General features: G+C 53.7%; 21 protein-coding genes, 1 tRNA gene and 1 pseudogene. 13 read left to right on the top strand and 10 right to left on the bottom strand.

Going from position 1 to position 15,448, the window contains the following annotated elements; all coding sequences use genetic code 11:
* Positions 1 to 269 precede the first annotated feature (269 nt).
* Complete coding sequence (locus DXY29_RS07525) at positions 270 to 470, bottom strand: hypothetical protein (protein WP_371411071.1); 201 nt, start codon at positions 468 to 470, stop codon at positions 270 to 272.
* A 1,053-nt stretch (positions 471 to 1,523) separates the two neighbouring features.
* On the opposite strand from DXY29_RS07525, the gene DXY29_RS07530 reads away from it, so the two are divergent.
* The 6 genes from DXY29_RS07530 (at position 1,524) to DXY29_RS07545 (ending at position 5,055) form a co-directional block, all read left to right on the top strand.
* Positions 1,524 to 1,602, top strand: a tRNA-Arg gene (locus tag DXY29_RS07530).
* A gap of 160 nt (positions 1,603 to 1,762) precedes the next feature.
* On the top strand, positions 1,763 to 1,942 hold the full coding sequence (locus DXY29_RS07535) for a hypothetical protein (protein WP_115024381.1): 180 nt from the start codon (positions 1,763 to 1,765) through the stop codon (positions 1,940 to 1,942).
* 563 nt (positions 1,943 to 2,505) lie between these two features.
* Positions 2,506 to 3,201 carry a ParA family protein gene (locus DXY29_RS07540; protein ID WP_115024137.1) on the top strand — a complete coding sequence of 232 codons (696 nt, stop codon included), beginning with the start codon at positions 2,506 to 2,508 and terminating at the stop codon, positions 3,199 to 3,201.
* Positions 3,202 to 3,478: 277 nt separating this feature from the next.
* Positions 3,479 to 3,643, top strand: a complete 165-nt coding sequence (locus tag DXY29_RS13490; protein WP_170952153.1) for a hypothetical protein — start codon at positions 3,479 to 3,481, stop codon at positions 3,641 to 3,643.
* An 839-nt stretch (positions 3,644 to 4,482) separates the two neighbouring features.
* Positions 4,483 to 4,659, top strand: coding sequence for a hypothetical protein (locus tag DXY29_RS13495; RefSeq protein ID WP_170952154.1), 177 nt, complete (start codon positions 4,483 to 4,485; stop codon positions 4,657 to 4,659).
* A gap of 216 nt (positions 4,660 to 4,875) precedes the next feature.
* Entirely contained in the window at positions 4,876 to 5,055 is a 180-nt protein-coding gene (locus DXY29_RS07545) for a hypothetical protein (RefSeq protein WP_115024138.1), read from the top strand.
* 646 nt (positions 5,056 to 5,701) lie between these two features.
* On the opposite strand, the gene DXY29_RS07555 is transcribed toward DXY29_RS07545, so the two are convergent.
* Both DXY29_RS07555 and DXY29_RS13715 read right to left on the bottom strand, forming a co-directional pair.
* Positions 5,702 to 5,908 carry a hypothetical protein gene (locus DXY29_RS07555; protein WP_115024142.1) on the bottom strand — a complete coding sequence of 69 codons (207 nt, stop codon included), beginning with the start codon at positions 5,906 to 5,908 and terminating at the stop codon, positions 5,702 to 5,704.
* A 436-nt stretch (positions 5,909 to 6,344) separates the two neighbouring features.
* Positions 6,345 to 6,536, bottom strand: a pseudogene (locus DXY29_RS13715) (DUF1330 domain-containing protein); the annotation flags it as partial.
* Positions 6,537 to 7,180: 644 nt separating this feature from the next.
* On the opposite strand from DXY29_RS13715, the gene DXY29_RS07565 reads away from it, so the two are divergent.
* From DXY29_RS07565 to DXY29_RS07570, 3 genes are all read left to right on the top strand, one after another.
* On the top strand, positions 7,181 to 7,381 hold the full coding sequence (locus DXY29_RS07565) for a hypothetical protein (protein WP_115024144.1): 201 nt from the start codon (positions 7,181 to 7,183) through the stop codon (positions 7,379 to 7,381).
* A 189-nt stretch (positions 7,382 to 7,570) separates the two neighbouring features.
* The gene (locus DXY29_RS13500) at positions 7,571 to 7,714 is read left to right on the top strand and encodes a hypothetical protein (RefSeq protein ID WP_170952155.1); all 144 of its coding nucleotides are present in this window, start codon (positions 7,571 to 7,573) and stop codon (positions 7,712 to 7,714) included.
* A gap of 124 nt (positions 7,715 to 7,838) precedes the next feature.
* Positions 7,839 to 8,024 (top strand): hypothetical protein, encoded by a 186-nt coding sequence (locus DXY29_RS07570; protein ID WP_115024146.1) that lies wholly within the window; start codon positions 7,839 to 7,841, stop codon positions 8,022 to 8,024.
* A 1,040-nt stretch (positions 8,025 to 9,064) separates the two neighbouring features.
* Here DXY29_RS07570 and DXY29_RS07580 read toward each other — a convergent pair.
* The 5 genes from DXY29_RS07580 to DXY29_RS07600 all read right to left on the bottom strand — a co-directional run bounded on the left by DXY29_RS07580 (position 9,065) and on the right by DXY29_RS07600 (position 11,017).
* Positions 9,065 to 9,382 (bottom strand): DUF3288 family protein, encoded by a 318-nt coding sequence (locus tag DXY29_RS07580; RefSeq protein WP_115024383.1) that lies wholly within the window; start codon positions 9,380 to 9,382, stop codon positions 9,065 to 9,067.
* 92 nt (positions 9,383 to 9,474) lie between these two features.
* On the bottom strand, positions 9,475 to 9,675 hold the full coding sequence (locus DXY29_RS07585) for a hypothetical protein (RefSeq protein WP_244279343.1): 201 nt from the start codon (positions 9,673 to 9,675) through the stop codon (positions 9,475 to 9,477).
* A gap of 86 nt (positions 9,676 to 9,761) precedes the next feature.
* Positions 9,762 to 10,016, bottom strand: coding sequence for a hypothetical protein (locus tag DXY29_RS07590; protein WP_170952156.1), 255 nt, complete (start codon positions 10,014 to 10,016; stop codon positions 9,762 to 9,764).
* Between the two features lie 111 nt (positions 10,017 to 10,127).
* Positions 10,128 to 10,334 carry a hypothetical protein gene (locus DXY29_RS07595; RefSeq protein WP_115024147.1) on the bottom strand — a complete coding sequence of 69 codons (207 nt, stop codon included), beginning with the start codon at positions 10,332 to 10,334 and terminating at the stop codon, positions 10,128 to 10,130.
* A 194-nt stretch (positions 10,335 to 10,528) separates the two neighbouring features.
* Positions 10,529 to 11,017, bottom strand: a complete 489-nt coding sequence (locus DXY29_RS07600; RefSeq protein WP_115024149.1) for a hypothetical protein — start codon at positions 11,015 to 11,017, stop codon at positions 10,529 to 10,531.
* A 239-nt stretch (positions 11,018 to 11,256) separates the two neighbouring features.
* Between DXY29_RS07600 and DXY29_RS13720 the strand changes: the two genes are divergently transcribed.
* On the top strand, positions 11,257 to 11,421 hold the full coding sequence (locus tag DXY29_RS13720) for a hypothetical protein (RefSeq protein WP_226398334.1): 165 nt from the start codon (positions 11,257 to 11,259) through the stop codon (positions 11,419 to 11,421).
* A 6-nt stretch (positions 11,422 to 11,427) separates the two neighbouring features.
* Here DXY29_RS13720 and DXY29_RS07610 read toward each other — a convergent pair whose 3' ends face one another.
* The gene (locus DXY29_RS07610; protein ID WP_115024152.1) at positions 11,428 to 11,721 is read right to left on the bottom strand and encodes a hypothetical protein; all 294 of its coding nucleotides are present in this window, start codon (positions 11,719 to 11,721) and stop codon (positions 11,428 to 11,430) included.
* Positions 11,722 to 12,181: 460 nt separating this feature from the next.
* Between DXY29_RS07610 and DXY29_RS07615 the strand changes: the two genes are divergently transcribed.
* From DXY29_RS07615 to DXY29_RS07625, 3 genes are all read left to right on the top strand, one after another.
* A complete protein-coding gene (locus tag DXY29_RS07615) occupies positions 12,182 to 12,565 on the top strand; it encodes a hypothetical protein (RefSeq protein ID WP_244279344.1) in 384 nt (127 codons plus the stop codon).
* A gap of 320 nt (positions 12,566 to 12,885) precedes the next feature.
* Complete coding sequence (locus DXY29_RS07620) at positions 12,886 to 13,680, top strand: prohibitin family protein (RefSeq protein ID WP_115024155.1); 795 nt, start codon at positions 12,886 to 12,888, stop codon at positions 13,678 to 13,680.
* Positions 13,681 to 13,696: 16 nt separating this feature from the next.
* Positions 13,697 to 14,896, top strand: coding sequence for a DUF389 domain-containing protein (locus DXY29_RS07625; protein ID WP_244279345.1), 1,200 nt, complete (start codon positions 13,697 to 13,699; stop codon positions 14,894 to 14,896).
* Positions 14,897 to 14,904: 8 nt separating this feature from the next.
* On the opposite strand, the gene DXY29_RS07630 is transcribed toward DXY29_RS07625, so the two are convergent.
* On the bottom strand, positions 14,905 to 15,111 hold the full coding sequence (locus tag DXY29_RS07630; RefSeq protein ID WP_115024159.1) for a YqaE/Pmp3 family membrane protein: 207 nt from the start codon (positions 15,109 to 15,111) through the stop codon (positions 14,905 to 14,907).
* Between the last annotated feature and the right edge of the window lie 337 nt (positions 15,112 to 15,448).

Consider the following 15,448-nt stretch of genomic DNA (forward strand, 5'->3'; position numbering starts at 1 on the left):
TTAATCCGTCGCCGACACAGCAAGCAACGGCCTGACTCCTTGCAACGAAGGCGGGGAGTCAGATCAGCTCATCTCTCAAAAACAAGCCTGCTGATCAGAAGCCCCGTCAGTAATGGCGGGGTTTTTATTTGCTTGATCGATCACGGCTCAACCTCGGCACCCCAAGCAGGGTCATTGGCTGACCAGCCCAATGCAGAAGCTCTTTCCAGCGTTGTTCTGCAGCATCGCGGAATAAGAGACAAGTCCCTCACCTTCAACCAAGTCGGTGCCTAGAGCTTGCAGCGCTTCTTTAGATACTGTCCCTGCTGGAGCTGCTTCTGCCTGAGGTTGCAGCCCACCATCGTGTGGCAGTGCTGATCGACGCCATAGGTGAAGTGCTGGAAAGTCATGCAGACCACACCGCCTTTCCAGTTCTGCAGATCTCGCTCATCAACGAAGTCCCACTCCTCCATCACGACCCTGGCCAGCACAGATGCACTAGCCAGGGTGGCGATGGGCGATCAAGTGGCGGAACCAACTGCTCGCAGGCATCCAGGCACGCCACCCCAACATTCGATGGCTCAGGCCATCAAGGCAATGCGCCTTAATGCCGATGACTTTGTGCCCTCAAGGCACAAAACTGAGTGCATCGAAATCGGAGGAGCCCATGACGGCCGAAACTCCACCCCAGCAGATCAAAGAAGCAGACTGACTCTCTGGCCCCTGCTCCAACAGTCTCAAAAATGACCTGGGTTGGTCGTTTGGTTAGGTACACATCAGATACGTCACGCCAATCGACGCTCCACTTGCATCGTCTCAGGTGCCCTCGGAGAAAACGACCCAACACCTAGAGCAAATGGCCCCAGGGCGCCTCTAGCCAGAAGCTTCGACCCTCTCTCTTCAGCAGTGATGGGTTGAACCATGCACAAACGAGCGAGCTAGGCCGTCTCTCCACCGGGAGGGGCGGCCTTCCTCTTTGGACATTAGATCTTGCGCCTGATGACAGGCCGAACAGCAGAGGAAAGTAACAAGCAATACATAATTTGAGAGTATCTGTAACCGCACAAACACGTTCCTCCGGTTACAAAAAGACGGCCATTGGCTCTTCTGTCATGTTCGAAAAGCTTGTTGTTATTCAGCTTGGCGCTCTCCTCTTCGCCAACACTCATGATCACGACACGGAGTGGGTGAAGTGGGGAGGGATCGTCGTTTCTATTGCAACGATCGTTGTGGGCGTAGCGACTTGAGGCCCATCGCCCTAACAATCGACTAACCCTGCATGAGCGAGCTAGGCCGTCTTTCCACCGGGAAGGGCGGCCTTCCTCTTTGAGCCCTCACTCAGACAAACCATCTTTCGCTCGGATATCGACAACCCCAAAAAGCTCGCTCCCACCGACCGGCATATGCCAGTCAGAGCCCCGGGATTTAGGCAACGAGAAAAGTCGCATAATTCTCGCCAGCACTGACGACAGAGGAGCAATCACTGGTCTTCAGGCATGGCTAAACGCTTTTAGCCACCGATTACAGACTGGCGCTTTCGATACCGCTCAGCCGTCAGCCAACCACCGACAAAGGGGCAACTGCCTTCTAAGCAGTCGGTCGATGGTTCGAATCCATCAGGGGGCGTTCAGTTCCAGCCTCAGGTGCCCAACCCATTTCCTTCTGCTAGGTGGGTGCCCAGAGCTTGCATCGCTTCTTGAGGTGTTGGCGGTAGCTGCTTTCCACCAACTGGTTGATTTGTGAGGGCCGTCGCTATACAGCGACTAACTGCCGTCAAATGCTGATGAGCTGGCGTCTGAATGGTCTTGCTCCGTGGAAACCGGTCCGCGCTGTCGTCTTCGCAGACAAGAAGGTCTTCTTCTGGATCAAGGGAAAGCTCGGTCTCTCTGAGTACCAGATGGCTGCGCTGGTCTGGCTGAAAGGTCTGGTGATCGGCGTGCTGTTGGGGACCTGGTTGTTCTGACCAGACCGCGAAGAGATCGATCAGTTCAGTAACAAGTCACGCGCTGAGCCGATCAAGCCCAGGGTTACGACGTCATTGCCCGAGGAACGACATGGTCAATTGACCGGTGGTTCCACCTGAGAGGAATCTCCGGAACGACTAACCAATGGACTCTTCTACCGATGGGATAGGAGCCGTTGCATAGCGACCATCAGCTCATCCCTTCGAGGAGGGGCGAATAGGTCACCAGAGGTGGGAATAGGGAGCCTCCTTTTTCGTGGGTTCCTGACCTCAGTACTCTTTTGGTCGTCATGGCAACCACTAATAGGTATTTCTTACGTCAATGTGTAATCGCTCCCTTTTGGCGAGGGGGTGATGCGTCGTGCAGGGAGAGGGTGGGACCTCTCCTTTTTTTGGCAGTTCGCAAAAGTCGCCCTTACCTCTTAAGGAAGGTGGTTGTGCTGTCTAAAAGTGACTTGGGGACCCGTAGCTGACTGACGCTGTCATCGCGGAAGCAGCAACACCCACGTATTGCCTTCCAGAAAAAAAACGCGACCCTTTAAGGAGTCATTAGTCGCTGCGCGATGTTCATCACTGTTTTTGGCCAGAAAGGTGGTGTTGCCAAGACGTGTAGCAGCGTTCACATAGCAGCAACCTGGAGCCATCAACAAAAACGGGTAGTCCTGGTTGATGCCGACCGCAATAGATCGGCCACTGCTTATGGCGCCAGAGGACTCTTGCCCTGCCCAGTCGTGCCGATTGAAGCGGCAGCCAAAGCCACTCGATTGGCAGAGATTATTGTCACAGATGGACAAGCAAGCAGCAACGAAGAAGAAATGAAAAACTTAGTAGAGGGAGCCGATTTCATTCTGCTGCCCACTACTACGCAGAGCAGATCCATCGAATTAACTGTTGAAATGTCACAGATGCTGAAGCAATACAAGATCCCCTACGCTGCACTACTTGTGAAAGTTGATTCACGCAAAGAAGCTGCAGCAGAAAAAGCCAAAGAATTGCTGCAAGGATTCGACATAAAGGTTCTAGATGCACAAATTCCATTGCTTAGCGCATTTGAACAAGCGGAAACAGAAGGAGTCACCGTTGATCAAGCGATTGACAAGCGTGGGCGAGCAAATCCACGAAGAATGATTGGTTGGGCGGCATACTGCACAGCCTGCAGGGAAATTGAAGATCTATTCGAAGAGCACCGAAAGCTGAATCAAATTCAGTCACCGATTGGATGGGACTTCACACCCATTGAACAGCGTATAGCCGCTTAAATATGGCTGCAAATTGACTGCAAAACCGACTGACCGCCTGGCCAGTAACGCCTTAGGAAAACACTATCAACATGCCACTGGCATGAACCCTGAAGCGTCTTCATGAATTCATCAAAGTCGAGCATTCGCTGCAAAGCTTTTGTTGGCATCACATCGATAGCATCTTCTTAAGGTGATCTTCCACAGCATCCCTCCAGGGGGAGTCAATTCTGTGTCACTTGATGCAAGTCGCATTGTTCAGAGTTTTTAACTTGATAGCCATACCTATCGAATAGTCATGGCCTTTGACGAACTCGACCGGACGACGCGATACATCCGGGATGCCAAGTCTCGTGCCCTCGAAGTGCTCAATGAAACCTGTCCAAAACTCACGGCTCTTGAAAAGGCGATGTGGGTGAAGTTGAAGCGGGGTGAAAGCCCTTGCAAGCAGAGCAATGGCTAATGGTGCGGGCGCTTCAACCCAATTTTTTTTTTGGGGGGGGATAAGGCTGCAGCACATGCGACAGCATTTGGTTGACGTGGATGGGCTACGGGTGAAGCTGGAGTGCATCTGCCAATGGCGAGCCGACAGTGTCTTCATGAGGAGCTGCCCCCCTCCTATGCACTTAAGGGCGTGATGGGTGCCTCTGCGCTGGTTGGCAAGTGGCTGACAAAGCTTTTCCAGGTAAGAACCTGCTCTTAACCCGCACGGGGTTAACGATCTGAGATTCTCTGAGCATGACAAGTACACAGCGAAAGCAAGCTCCCAAATGGTTGGGTTGGGAGTCAGCTCAACGGAAGCGTTACCTCCGTTCTGTTGAGCAGGATCTGGCCACAGAGCTGGGGCCTGATTGGCGCGACAAGATCGCAGATAGCACTGAGAGTTAATTCGTCGGCCACCAGTAGTGAGCTTCGCGGCCTTCGTCAAACAGAAAGAACAGCTCACCGTGATCGACATTTGTGAGCAGTTGGGAGTTCTCCCACTTATGGGTCGGCAGGCATCTCGTTAGTTGCCAGCGATAGCAATGGACTGACTCTCAGCAGATTTTCCGGATACCGAAAACTGCCTGAAAAGTCGCTGCAAATTCCGTCGCTCCCCCCAACGAACTAGGGGCTCATAGCGAGTAACTCTCTTAGGCGACCTCGTCGCACCGGGATCGTGCAAGCGCCCCCCCCCCTGACCAGCACCCGACCAAGGCCAACAGACGGAGGCCAACAGACCGACGCAAGTGTCGATAGCGTCATCCCACGCGGTTGGGCCGGAACGCCACCACGCGAGATCTGAATAACGACCAACGACAAATGAGCCGAAGAGGAATTCACCCCCTACTGATGGGGCTCGACAAACCTGCGCAGCAGGACGAGAAGAGCAGCACCAACACACCTAATCGCGAAACAGCAGAGACATCCGGCCTGGAATCGGCTCAACGCAAGAGATTTCTGCGATCAGAGGAAGAGGAGGCCGACCAGCAGGGCTGATGGCCTGGACGAGTCAGCAGCTGTCCACTTTTGTTGTCACAGTGCCAGCAGCTTTGCCAGCTTGAAGTTGTGAGGAGGATCGCCTCACGGGAGTGGAAACAAGGTGACACTCCTGAAACGCGTTCCGTGGCCCCTGCCTTTGGCGGGGGCTTCTCATTGGAATGTGGTCCTGAATGGAAGATCTAGCTAGGGGTTGAGTACGAGCAGCCGATCTAGATGAACGCTGGATTTCCAGAAGTGACAGAGCAGGACCCTTCGCTGCCGGAGCAGCCAGGGAAGCGACAGGAACGGCTCGCCAAGTTCGTGATGGAGTTGTGGGCGCAACATCGCCACGTTGCAGAAACTCGCCGCCACATCAATAAGAGGCTGGCCGACGAGACGGAACTCCTCAACTAATCGACCATCAGGCTGAGGGAGAAGACACGAACCAGCAGAGCGTCGGATGTCAGCCGATCAACAGGTTCATCTGCGCATGAGCCGGGGTGTGACAACCCGGTTTTTTTGTGCCGATCGGACTGGGGGTGAAAACCAACGCCACAACGTCGTTGCCGCTCATTTGGTCGCTGCCATCGCCTCATTCGAACGGCACCTAAACCATGACCGGGGTGATGGTGACTTTGGAGCTTCGAGCTCTCCATCCAATGGTTCCTCCAATAACCATTGGGCGCTGAGTGTCAGCTGACTCTTCTTCTCAACCGGAGGAGTCAGAGCAGCGTCCTAAACGCCGACACAGCAATGCACAGCCTGACTCCTCTTATGAAGGGGAGGAGTCAGATCAGCGCAATCTCACTTCGCAACCTTGCCGTTGCTCATTTGAACCGCGTCTCCGCGTCATCTGAAGCCAACGCCCCCTTGCTTCAACCCAAGCTGCTAAGGGAAGTTCCCGCCGCAGGAAACCTCCATCCAATGGCCTAACCCTTGCCATTGGGCGCCGAAGCAAAAGCTGACTCCTCTTCTGAACGGGGGGAGTCAGGTTGGCGTTATCGCACGTTGTAGTGAGTACTCAGTAGTGAGCGCTGTGTAGTGAGCACTTGCGCCAGGTTCAATCCTCGGGATCGTGCAGCTGTTCCCATCGGCCGAGGATGGGCTCCAACAAAGGCTCTGGATAGCCCTGGTCGTTAAGACGCCAGAACTCATCGTTGAACCTGTAGCCGTGGATCGCCGCCATGACGGGTTCATGCAGAGGGTTACCTCCCATTGGCTGACGCAGGCCCTCATGCCATGAATGCAGATCGTTGGTCTTGCCCATGCCGCCATTCTGACGCCGTGGAACAGCTTTATCTCACTGGTGGTGAACACCGTCGCCAGCCTGTTCAACATCTTGTTCAACGCCTCAATGGCGTGGCGCTGCATCCACTCGACGCCTAATTAGGCGTTAATGCTTGGTACGCATGAGCACAAAAAAAACCTAGGTTGGCCCTAGGTCTGTTCAGCGCTTCGTTGTGAAGCTGGCCTGATCTGTTGGGGGCCGCCGCCAAGCTCGCCCCCTCCCAACCTCAGGCTTTAGAAGGCTTGCTGGTTAAAGCTGCGGACATTGCAGTGGCTAAGAGCATGCAGCCTGCAACAGCGAGGAATCCCATCGGTTTGAGGTGACTGAGGGAATCATTCCCGTTCCCCGCCCCTACCGCCTGTCGCGGTTGCAACAGAACTGAAAGGAAGTCCTGCCACCCCGACGACGCCTCTCATTAGTGAGCGGCGCGATCACCTTCTTCAAGGATCGAAAGCGAGACATTGCTGTGGGGTTGACGAAGCTGGAGCATCTCTTGATATTCGGGCGCCTCATAGGCAGCTTTCGCTGCAGCCAGTGATTCGAACTCGAGGATCACGGTCAGATCTCCGGCATTGCCTTCGCGAACATCCGTCTGGAGATCTCTGCAGAGAAATCGCGCTCAGCACTTAGCCAGATAGGGCTCGGCAGCTGAGATGTACGCCCCCATTCCTTCAGGGTTGGTGATTGCGCCAGAAACGCTCCAGTAGCCCTTGACCATTTCGCTCAACAAGAGATGTCCGCAGCAATGCATGACTCAGGTCCGGCATCCCAGTGCTGTGCCACGGCGTCAACATCGATGCAAGCTTGCTTACCCAGCTTCATGAAGGCAAGTCTCTCTCGCTGAACTTTTATACATTGATCAGTGTTAATTCGAGAAACCGCATAGCTTTGTTTTGGTCTATCGGGATCCATAGGGGACCTGCCATCACAGCTCCTTTTATTAATCATGACTGACTCAAAAAACAACCCCAATCAATTACAAGTTGAGCAGTCAATAGTCCGACCTGCTCCAGCAGGATGGGGGTTAAAACTATTGAAAGCGCTGAAGCTAGAAAAGCTTTTAAAACTGGGTAGTCGATGAGTTAAATGAAGATTTCACGGCATCAGCACTTGCCCACTCCAGGGTTTCCTCAGGGGTCGTGACGGCGTGTTTGCAGAGTGCGAAGCGACGAAGACCTGAAAACGTTGCATTCACTACCCCAAGACGAGAGCCACCGAGGCCATGACACAAGAGCGCCTTAAGCAAGTCCGATGCCCCCAGCAGATCTGATTGTGCAGACACCACGAGGCTCATCCATCCAAAAAACTGAAGAAGGCCAATTCCTGGTGTGCGATGCCGAAAATCAGTGCCACTTGACGCACAGCCTTTACCTGGCGGAGGAGAAACTCAAGGGGATGGAATGTGGATATGTCTTCCCCTACGCAACCAACTACCGCAAAAGCTTCACCTGACGCGAAGAAGCTCATGGGAGCAGGGCCACCACTGCCACACCAGCGACAAAACAAGAGCTGATCGATCTTGAATCGACAAATCAACGGTTTCGAGTCCGAAACATGACAGCGCAAGATGACTTGTAAGCAGGTCATCTTGCGTCAAGCGTGAAGCACGGTTACATGAGAACCATTCAGCAACTTGGCGCGATGCCGGAGCTTCTCAAGCGTCAGATTGACCGCCTGGAAACCGCCATTGACCTTTCGACAGACTGGCTGGAAATTCAATATCTGATGGTTGAGCTCGACCAACTCAAAGCGTTGTATGACGACACAACATCAGAAGCTGCATGAGCGGCGGCTCTTGACGTAGACCACCGGCCTGAAAATCTGTAGAGATCAGCAACACATCAAGCCAATGCACAGAGACGGCTTGAGCAATCTCTGTCAGGTTGAGGATCGGGCTCATTAGCCAATCATGAACGACGAGCAGCAGAGCGAACTGGAACGCCTAAACCGTGTGCTTGCGGTGGCCAAGAAGAACGGAAACCAGCTCTTCATCCAGAACATTGAACGTGAGATTGCAGCCATTCAGCGTGGCGATTGCTCGCCCCTCATTGAGGAGTACCTCACAGAATCAGAACAGGCATCGATACAACGCTGAGAGGCCTGGCAGCTCAACAGGTCGAGCCCAGTGATGTGTCGAAGTCCAGACCGAGGTCTGTCGACAGCTTGTGCTCCATTGACAGTTTCCTAGCGTTTAAAGGACTCCAGCCCTGTAGGCCCACTCCAGGCAGCCAGCTGCTCCGCGCACGCTGCCTGGAACGCCAATCGATGACTGACCACACCCTCGACATCTCAGCTGCATTGCGCGAAGCCCACCTGCAGCACCTCGAGGCCTCTCTGGCAGTCAAAGCTGCAACGAAACCCGGCAGCACGAACGCAACGACAAGAAAACCAGGATTAAACAAAAACAAGAGAACTGCCTTAAGCGACTGATCGCTCGTCGATACCCAGTCCCTTGATCAATCAACCCTGGCCATGGCAGCTCAAGCTTGCTTGGAGTCTCGCGACAGAGCTGGAGGCGTCCCTGCCCATGTTGAACACCTAGGAAAAGCCTGCTTTAGGCAAGCCACCCCAACAATCGATGGCGCAGGCCATCAAGGCAATGCGCCTTAATGCCGATGACTTTGTGCCTTCAAGGCACAAAACTGAGTTCATTGAGATCGGAGGCGTTCATGAAAGACGACGGTCCAACCAAGCAGTTTCCAGAAGCAGACTGACTTTCTGGCCCCTGCTCCAACAGTCTCAAAAATGACCTGGGTTGGTCCTTTGGTAGGCGCGCAATGGTCCGCCACACCAATCGACGCTCCACTTGCACCGCCTTAGGTGCCCTCGGAGAAAACGACCCAACACCTAGAGCACATAGCCCCAGGGCGCCTCGAGCCAGAAGCTTCGCTCCTCTCTCTTTACTGAAGTGATGGGTTGAACCATGCACAAACGAGCGAGCTAGGCCGTCTTTCTATCGGGAAGGGCGGCCTTCCTCTTTGGAGACTTGAACCCTGGCTTTGACTTGAGAAGCCTGCAAGAAACGTGAGTCACCAGCTTTAGCTTTCATTCAGAGCCCTCAAACAACATCGAAAATCAATCAGTTTCCATATTCACCTTTAAAGCAAGTTCACTGCGATCCAATCGCAGAAAGCATCAAGATTCAGCATCTTCAACGTCAGCCCCTGAGCCAACACCCTCAGCGACAGGATCTTGTCCTGGACGCCAGCCGCTTCTCCAGATCTCTCGTGTCTTGATGTTTAGATCTTCGCGAGAAAGCCCCCAAAGCGTGAGGCATTTCTGCAAGTCATCGCGGATGTCATCTGCTCCAGGAAAATCCGCATATCGAGAAAACAATGCGGCGATCGTTGTCAGCTGCTGAGGGCCTGGCTCGCCATCGTGGCCCAACACAGCATCGACCTGATCGCGATCAATGGCGTAGAGCGGATGCGTCTGTTGGGTGTCGTCGGTCATGCAAAGATCATGCCCGATCAGGGCGATCAAAGCAGCACATCAAATCGAAGTACTAATGACACCTAACAGCACCCGACAGCCTGAGGACGACGTCAGTCGAGCTCCCAGCACTCGGAACCGCGGCTGGTGAGCAGGCAAACAACATGCTTCTCCTCGCTGATCAATCGATACGTGTGCCCATCAGCATCACTACGGGCACGTGCATGCCAAAACGCATTGTCTTTGGAGGCATGCTCCGCACGATTCGACCAGCCATCCACTGTCAACTCCTGAACCGCAAACATGACATTCATTCGAACTGCACAAAGGTTCGAGGGCCATGCCGATCATGAGTAGGATCAACAGAAACTCGTTGGGATCGCTTGATCAGCTGTTGTAATCATCGCAAAGCAGAGATTTTGTCAACGCTTGAGCCAATCTCTTCGATGGAGAGCCGTTCAGTAGCAGCATCATTGTGAAGGCGAAAAAGAAAACCATTGACCCACGCCGTCTCTTTGTTGTTCACCTCATGGCCACGATCAACAAAACCGGGCTGTTGATGGAAAAGATGAAGAAGAATGGTCAGAACATCTTGAGGGGAGAGATTTTCGGGGTCAATCGATGGCAATTGATCTCTGACATCCAGATAGGACATTGATCCTGTGGTCGCGACATCAAATGGCACTGTCAACTTGAATTCGAAGTCTGACCATCCAAACAAAAAGCCCCGCCTAGGCGGGGCATCATCCCTTGAATGAAACAGGGATCAAAGCCAATTGGCACGCATCGCTTCGTAAGACACCCCTCTGTATTTCAACTGGGTTGAGAAGACTTTCTCTTGAGCCAGCTTGACCGGAGAGAGGTGAGCGGAGGTGTAATCACTTGATTCAGATCCGCGGGCCACTGCCTTCTTGGAGTTGTTGCGGAGCTGCGCGCGCAGCTCACGCTCTTTCAGGAGCTGAAGAGCATTCATGGTGTTCCTCGTAGAAAGCTCAGGCCCCGTTCCATGCCCTGAGTCGAACTGCGCTTCGCTATGTAGCGAAGTGAACGCTTGTAGCTGTTGCTACAAATAAATACTAGGCCATGCAGGTTCTTTTCTGCTGTTCAGCCTGTTACAGCTCTGGGCAATCCATCGCGAACCAACTGTGGTGTCCTGGCCATGGGCCATCAAATCAACTTCAAATGCAACGACTTCCCCAACGACAGAGAATTGTGATCGTCTTCGTTGGTCGTTCTTAATTCGAGGTTGAAAAACAAAGCCGATCGGTCATGAATAAAGGGTCCGGCATGCCAAGTTCCCGGATGAAGCTTGAACGCTTCACCAGGTTGGAACTTGATCAGGGCAATGGAGGTCGCAGAAGGCGGACAGCCAGGATCCGTTGAGGGGGCCATCGCCAGCCACCAGGGTTGTGCATCTGCAGACCCCAAACACTGACTCACGCGATGATGTCGCGTCATCGCCTTGAGAACAGGCGGACGGCGGCGGATCCGCATCACATAAAAACGCGGCCGACCTGCGGGATCGAAATACAGGTCAGCATCTACTGAGCCAAACAATGCTGGATCGTCCTGCGGACACAAGAGAGTTCCACAGCGTTCCAACCAGGACGTATGCGATGGGATCGGCGTCAGGCTCGAAATTTCATCGTGATCCATCCCGTCAGGATATGAAAATCAGGTCCTTTCCCAGGACAAGAAATGGTGTCTTGGGCCACTGAAGCCAAGAACGGAACTCCCTATCACCTGAGAAAGGTGAACTGATCATGCTGACCACATCAACACGATTAAAACTTCAAGACATCTGCAGTCGATTGGCCCAGGGACAATTTGTGTCGCTCCAGGAACGTGTTTACCTTCAAAAATTTGCCGAACGCGATCGCAGCGTGAGCACATGGGTGAACAGAGCGCAACGTTTTCAACGGGAAGGCGCACAACACGGGCTCGACGGTTTGATCGCCGACCTCGACCTGGGGCGACGCCATCCAGAGGATCCCGAGCACCCAGAAGATGATCTCGGAGACTGGTTCAGCAATGCTTCCCCTTGGCTGCGTCGCGACTGACGACCATCAACAGGAATCGTCCAGCGGGCCGAAATGATGGATAGCAACCTCCTGCAGAGTCTTCAACGATTGAAGAGCAGCAAGTCGTTGCCTGGCCTGAGCAAGCATCGGCTTGCCATGGGGAACGCAAGATTCGATCAGGGATGCTGCCTCTGATGCTTCAGCTTTGACCCAGCCTGTGCATCGCTCGAGTCGGGTCGTGAGATCGCCATCGCGCAAAGCACCGGAGTAGTTCGGCCCTGCGAAAACCTCGAGAAGTGTCGCCAGTGCGTCCCTGGCCTGCTCACGGTTCACCGTCATGGGGCTTGTGGAATACAGGCCCAGACTGACAGGGCAGACACAAAAAAGCCGCCTCGAACGGGCGGCCGGGTGATGGGGATATCCACAGCTTACCTGAAAGACCTAGTGATTGCAGGCCATTTGAAGAAACGGCGACAACAAAGTTCTACGGACTTTTCCACCGCCCTGTGGATAAGCCTCCAAGAAGTGGCGCGCCGTGAAGTTGATCCCACTAGGTGTGGTGGATCAGCTGCAGAAACTTGACGAGAAGCACTACACTTATGGAAACGCCAGGTGATGGGGATTACTTGGCATATTCCTCCGTTCAACGGAGGTTTTTTTTATGGCTTGTTCAACGACAAACCAACACAGTGTTAATGGCCTTCAAGACCAAGAAGCTTGTCCTGGCCAGCATGCAGGGCGTTGAGATGATCACCGTGTTTGGTGATCTGAGCTCAATGAGCCGACTACCGCTTCAGCAGTGAAGCAATCCAGTGACATCCTGAGACAACTCCACCAGAAAGGAGTTAGATCAATCCATCTACACCCCATAGGCTCCATCCAGCCAAAACAACATTCAGGCAAAATGCGTGCGCTCGTCGGATTGCTGCTGCTGTCGATTGCCCTAAGTGCTCTCTCGTCTGCCTCCCGCGCTCAGGAGCTCGGTCGTTGTGAACCCACCAAGGCGGTGAAGGTCATCGATGGTGCGCTCAGAGAAGGAAAAACACTCCAGCAAGCCATGCAGATGATGATCAAAGCAAAAGTCTTTGACGGATCAAAGGCATGCATCACATTCATCCGTGAAACCTCCATGACCATGCGCGATGCACATCCAAGCGCCTTCAAATCACTCTGGATGAACTAAGAAGCAGTCAGACACCAGGCCAATACTCGAGACAAATGGACTAAATCAGGCATTAAGTGCACCGCCATCAGAGGCGGCAAACTCAATTTCATCAAAGATACTGATCACACAGAGTGTTAATTGCACCATCAGAACCAGCACCAATATCAACAATCTCGAGTGTTTTCATCCTCTCCAAATTTCTCCAGTCTTGGGAAGGTTGCTGATTCCATGAATCCTGAAAGTCAGTTCCAGACGGTGTCGATTCAGTGGAAAACCAGGCACTGAGACAACGGTGCACGCCCAAACCCGACATCATCAGCACAAGTACATGCCTAAGGATGCAAAGCCCTAGACGGATCAACGACCCCGCCAACAGCCTCGCCGTGCTGGTCGCCGTCGTTCTCAGCACATTGTTGTTGTTGGGACAGGCCCTGTTCATCGTTCCGGCCGGCAAAGTTGCCGTGGTCACCACCTTGGGCAAGGTGAGCGGAGGATCGCGTCTGCCTGGCCTCAATCTCAAGGTCCCGTTTGTTCAAGCGGTGTACCCCTTTGATGTGCGCACCCAGGTCAAACCAGAAGAATTCGCCACCCTCACCAAGGACCTTCAAGTCATTGAGGCCACCGCGACCGTTAAATATGCCGTCCGTCCCAATGAGGCCGGACGGATTTACCGGACAATCGCCGGTAACGACCGTGAGATCTACCCCCGCATTATCCAGCCGTCATTGCTGAAAGCACTGAAGTCAGTGTTCTCCCAATACGAGCTCGTCACCATTGCCACTGAATGGAATGACATCTCCGCATTGGTGGAGCGAACTGTGGCAGAAGAGCTCGACAAATTTGATTACGTGGAAGTCCGCGGTCTGGACCTCACAGGCCTGCAGATCGCCGAGGAATATCGCGCCGCCATTGAGCAGAAGCAGATTGCTGAGCAGCAACTGCTCCGCGCCCAGACCGAAGTCAAGATCGCGGAACAGGAAGCCCTCCGTTACGACACGCTCAATCGCAGCCTTGACGACCAAGTGCTCTACAAACTGTTCCTCGACAAATGGGATGGGCAAACGGAAGTGGTACCGGCACTTCCGGGCAGCAACGGCAGCACGCCTCCAGTAATTGTGGGGCGTCGCAGCTGATGGAACGACAGCCGTGGTGGTTGATCAACAATCGCTTCTCGAAGAAGAAGATCGTCTTGACGCACTGCACCGCAGTTACGACGGCGAAGCACGGCTGAACGAATCCTTCATCGTTCTAACCATTGGTGCCAGCCTGATTGCCACCTTGGGGGTGCTTGCCAACAATGCCGCCGTGGTCATCGGGGCCATGGTCGTTGCCCCCTGGATTCTGCCGCTGCGAGTGGCGGTGTTTGCTGTTCTGATCGGACAAGCCAGGCTGCTGTCCCGGTCCCTGATCACCCTTGCAGCTGGTGCAGGTATCACCCTGTTCCTGTCGATGGGATTGGGCCTCATCGCACGAAGCCAAGGCTTGCTTTTAGGGGAGGCCCTGCCTGAACAGGTCACAGCTCGACTGGAACCCAATATTCTCGATTTGGGGATCGCGCTGGCAGCGGGTGCTGTCGCCACTTACGCCAAGGTGAATCCTGGTGCTGTGAGCTCCATGGCGGGCACAGCCATCGCCGTAGCTCTGGTTCCACCGGTGTGCGTGATGGGATTGATGCTCTCCGCCCAGGATCTGAGCGGCGCTCAAGGGGCTGCACTTCTCTATGCCGCCAACCTGCTGGGAATTCTGATTGGTGGAATCAGCGTGCTGGCGATTCGAGAGCCGTATTTCCGCGAGAAACTCAGACGCCGGCGACGCTCACGCCTGCCAGTGCTATTAGCTGTGGGCTTGGCCGTTCTGGTGGGTCAAAAACTCTATGAGAGGTATGAGCGACACCTGTTCAAACTCAAGCAGGAGGCCGCCAAAGAACAGATTGAATCAGACATCCGCTACTACCTCAAGAATGAGACGTTGACCTTTGGTGCGAATGAAGCACTAGAACTCGAAAAAATCGTCTTCGACTGGCCTAATTATTGGGAACAAAATCGGGCCCCAACCCTTCAGGTGGTTGTGCGTGTGACCGATCCGACGACGCCCAGCTACAAACAGGTTCAGGAAATTCAAGACAACATCAACTCCAAGCTTTCATGGCAATTCCAAGGTCTTGAATTGCAGATGCAGGTGCAACGCATCAATGTGAGTGTGGTGCAAGGCAATGAGGTGGACGAAAGCTTATTTGACCTGGAGCAGATTTTCAACGAAGCCGACACCGCACTAGCACCAATGCAAGTGGATGAAGAGGAACTGGAAGATCCCAGCGAAGCAGAGATCTGTTCAGAGCCAAACTGCTAACGCCCTATTCACTTGCGGGTCAGGATCACAAACAAGGCATGGATCACAGCGGCTGGCCACATGCCGAACAAGACTGGGAAACCAAGGCCGCCCACAGCAAAGAGATAGATCACAAGGTTGATCCAGAAGGCCCGTGAAAGACCCACCTGGGTAAACACCCCCAGAGGTGGGATGAACAGCGCAATGATGATCCGAAAGATATCGCCGCAGGTCATGGGGAGGATCATGCAAGTTCTCTTGTCTTAGCAATCACCACCGAGAGCGGAGCAGCTCGCGCCCCTCCCTGGCTGGACACGCATGCCACACCAGGCACTGACAAAGACAACACAATGTGGAGCCTCAGGCTCCACTGCACAAGGAGTCCTGACTAGAACACCGAGCGATCCACAAAAATCATCCTTCAAAACATCCTGTATCGCCAAACGCTCTAGCAATGGTGGGAGTGATCGTGCCGTGCTTTAAGGCTGTTGGCCTGATCCTTTGACCGGTTCAATACCCAACAAAAAGCCCCCTCGAGAGAGGGGGCTTTCCGATTCAGTTGATCTGAATCGT

Source organism: Synechococcus sp. UW69, from assembly GCF_900474185.1.
Taxonomy (GTDB): domain Bacteria; phylum Cyanobacteriota; class Cyanobacteriia; order PCC-6307; family Cyanobiaceae; genus Parasynechococcus.

What these genes read in the sequence shown, in the direction of transcription:
- DXY29_RS07595 (WP_115024147.1), bottom strand. Translation starts at nt 10,334, where the DNA reads ATGAATGCTCTTCAGCTCCTGAAAGAGCGTGAGCTGCGCGCGCAGCTC.
- DXY29_RS07555 (WP_115024142.1), bottom strand. Translation starts at nt 5,908, where the DNA reads ATGGGCAAGACCAACGATCTGCATTCATGGCATGAGGGCCTGCGTCAG.
- DXY29_RS07580 (WP_115024383.1), bottom strand. Translation starts at nt 9,382, where the DNA reads ATGACCGACGACACCCAACAGACGCATCCGCTCTACGCCATTGATCGC.
- DXY29_RS07570 (WP_115024146.1), top strand. Translation starts at nt 7,839, where the DNA reads ATGAACGACGAGCAGCAGAGCGAACTGGAACGCCTAAACCGTGTGCTT.
- DXY29_RS07600 (WP_115024149.1), bottom strand. Translation starts at nt 11,017, where the DNA reads ATGGATCACGATGAAATTTCGAGCCTGACGCCGATCCCATCGCATACG.
- DXY29_RS07545 (WP_115024138.1), top strand. Translation starts at nt 4,876, where the DNA reads ATGAACGCTGGATTTCCAGAAGTGACAGAGCAGGACCCTTCGCTGCCG.
- DXY29_RS07585 (WP_244279343.1), bottom strand. Translation starts at nt 9,675, where the DNA reads ATGAATGTCATGTTTGCGGTTCAGGAGTTGACAGTGGATGGCTGGTCG.
- DXY29_RS07590 (WP_170952156.1), bottom strand. Translation starts at nt 10,016, where the DNA reads ATGTCCTATCTGGATGTCAGAGATCAATTGCCATCGATTGACCCCGAA.
- DXY29_RS07610 (WP_115024152.1), bottom strand. Translation starts at nt 11,721, where the DNA reads ATGACGGTGAACCGTGAGCAGGCCAGGGACGCACTGGCGACACTTCTC.
- DXY29_RS07565 (WP_115024144.1), top strand. Translation starts at nt 7,181, where the DNA reads ATGCCCCCAGCAGATCTGATTGTGCAGACACCACGAGGCTCATCCATC.
- DXY29_RS13490 (WP_170952153.1), top strand. Translation starts at nt 3,479, where the DNA reads ATGGCCTTTGACGAACTCGACCGGACGACGCGATACATCCGGGATGCC.
- DXY29_RS07620 (WP_115024155.1), top strand. Translation starts at nt 12,886, where the DNA reads ATGCAAAGCCCTAGACGGATCAACGACCCCGCCAACAGCCTCGCCGTG.
- DXY29_RS13495 (WP_170952154.1), top strand. Translation starts at nt 4,483, where the DNA reads ATGAGCCGAAGAGGAATTCACCCCCTACTGATGGGGCTCGACAAACCT.
- DXY29_RS07540 (WP_115024137.1), top strand. Translation starts at nt 2,506, where the DNA reads ATGTTCATCACTGTTTTTGGCCAGAAAGGTGGTGTTGCCAAGACGTGT.
- DXY29_RS07535 (WP_115024381.1), top strand. Translation starts at nt 1,763, where the DNA reads ATGAGCTGGCGTCTGAATGGTCTTGCTCCGTGGAAACCGGTCCGCGCT.
- DXY29_RS13500 (WP_170952155.1), top strand. Translation starts at nt 7,571, where the DNA reads ATGCCGGAGCTTCTCAAGCGTCAGATTGACCGCCTGGAAACCGCCATT.
- DXY29_RS07630 (WP_115024159.1), bottom strand. Translation starts at nt 15,111, where the DNA reads ATGACCTGCGGCGATATCTTTCGGATCATCATTGCGCTGTTCATCCCA.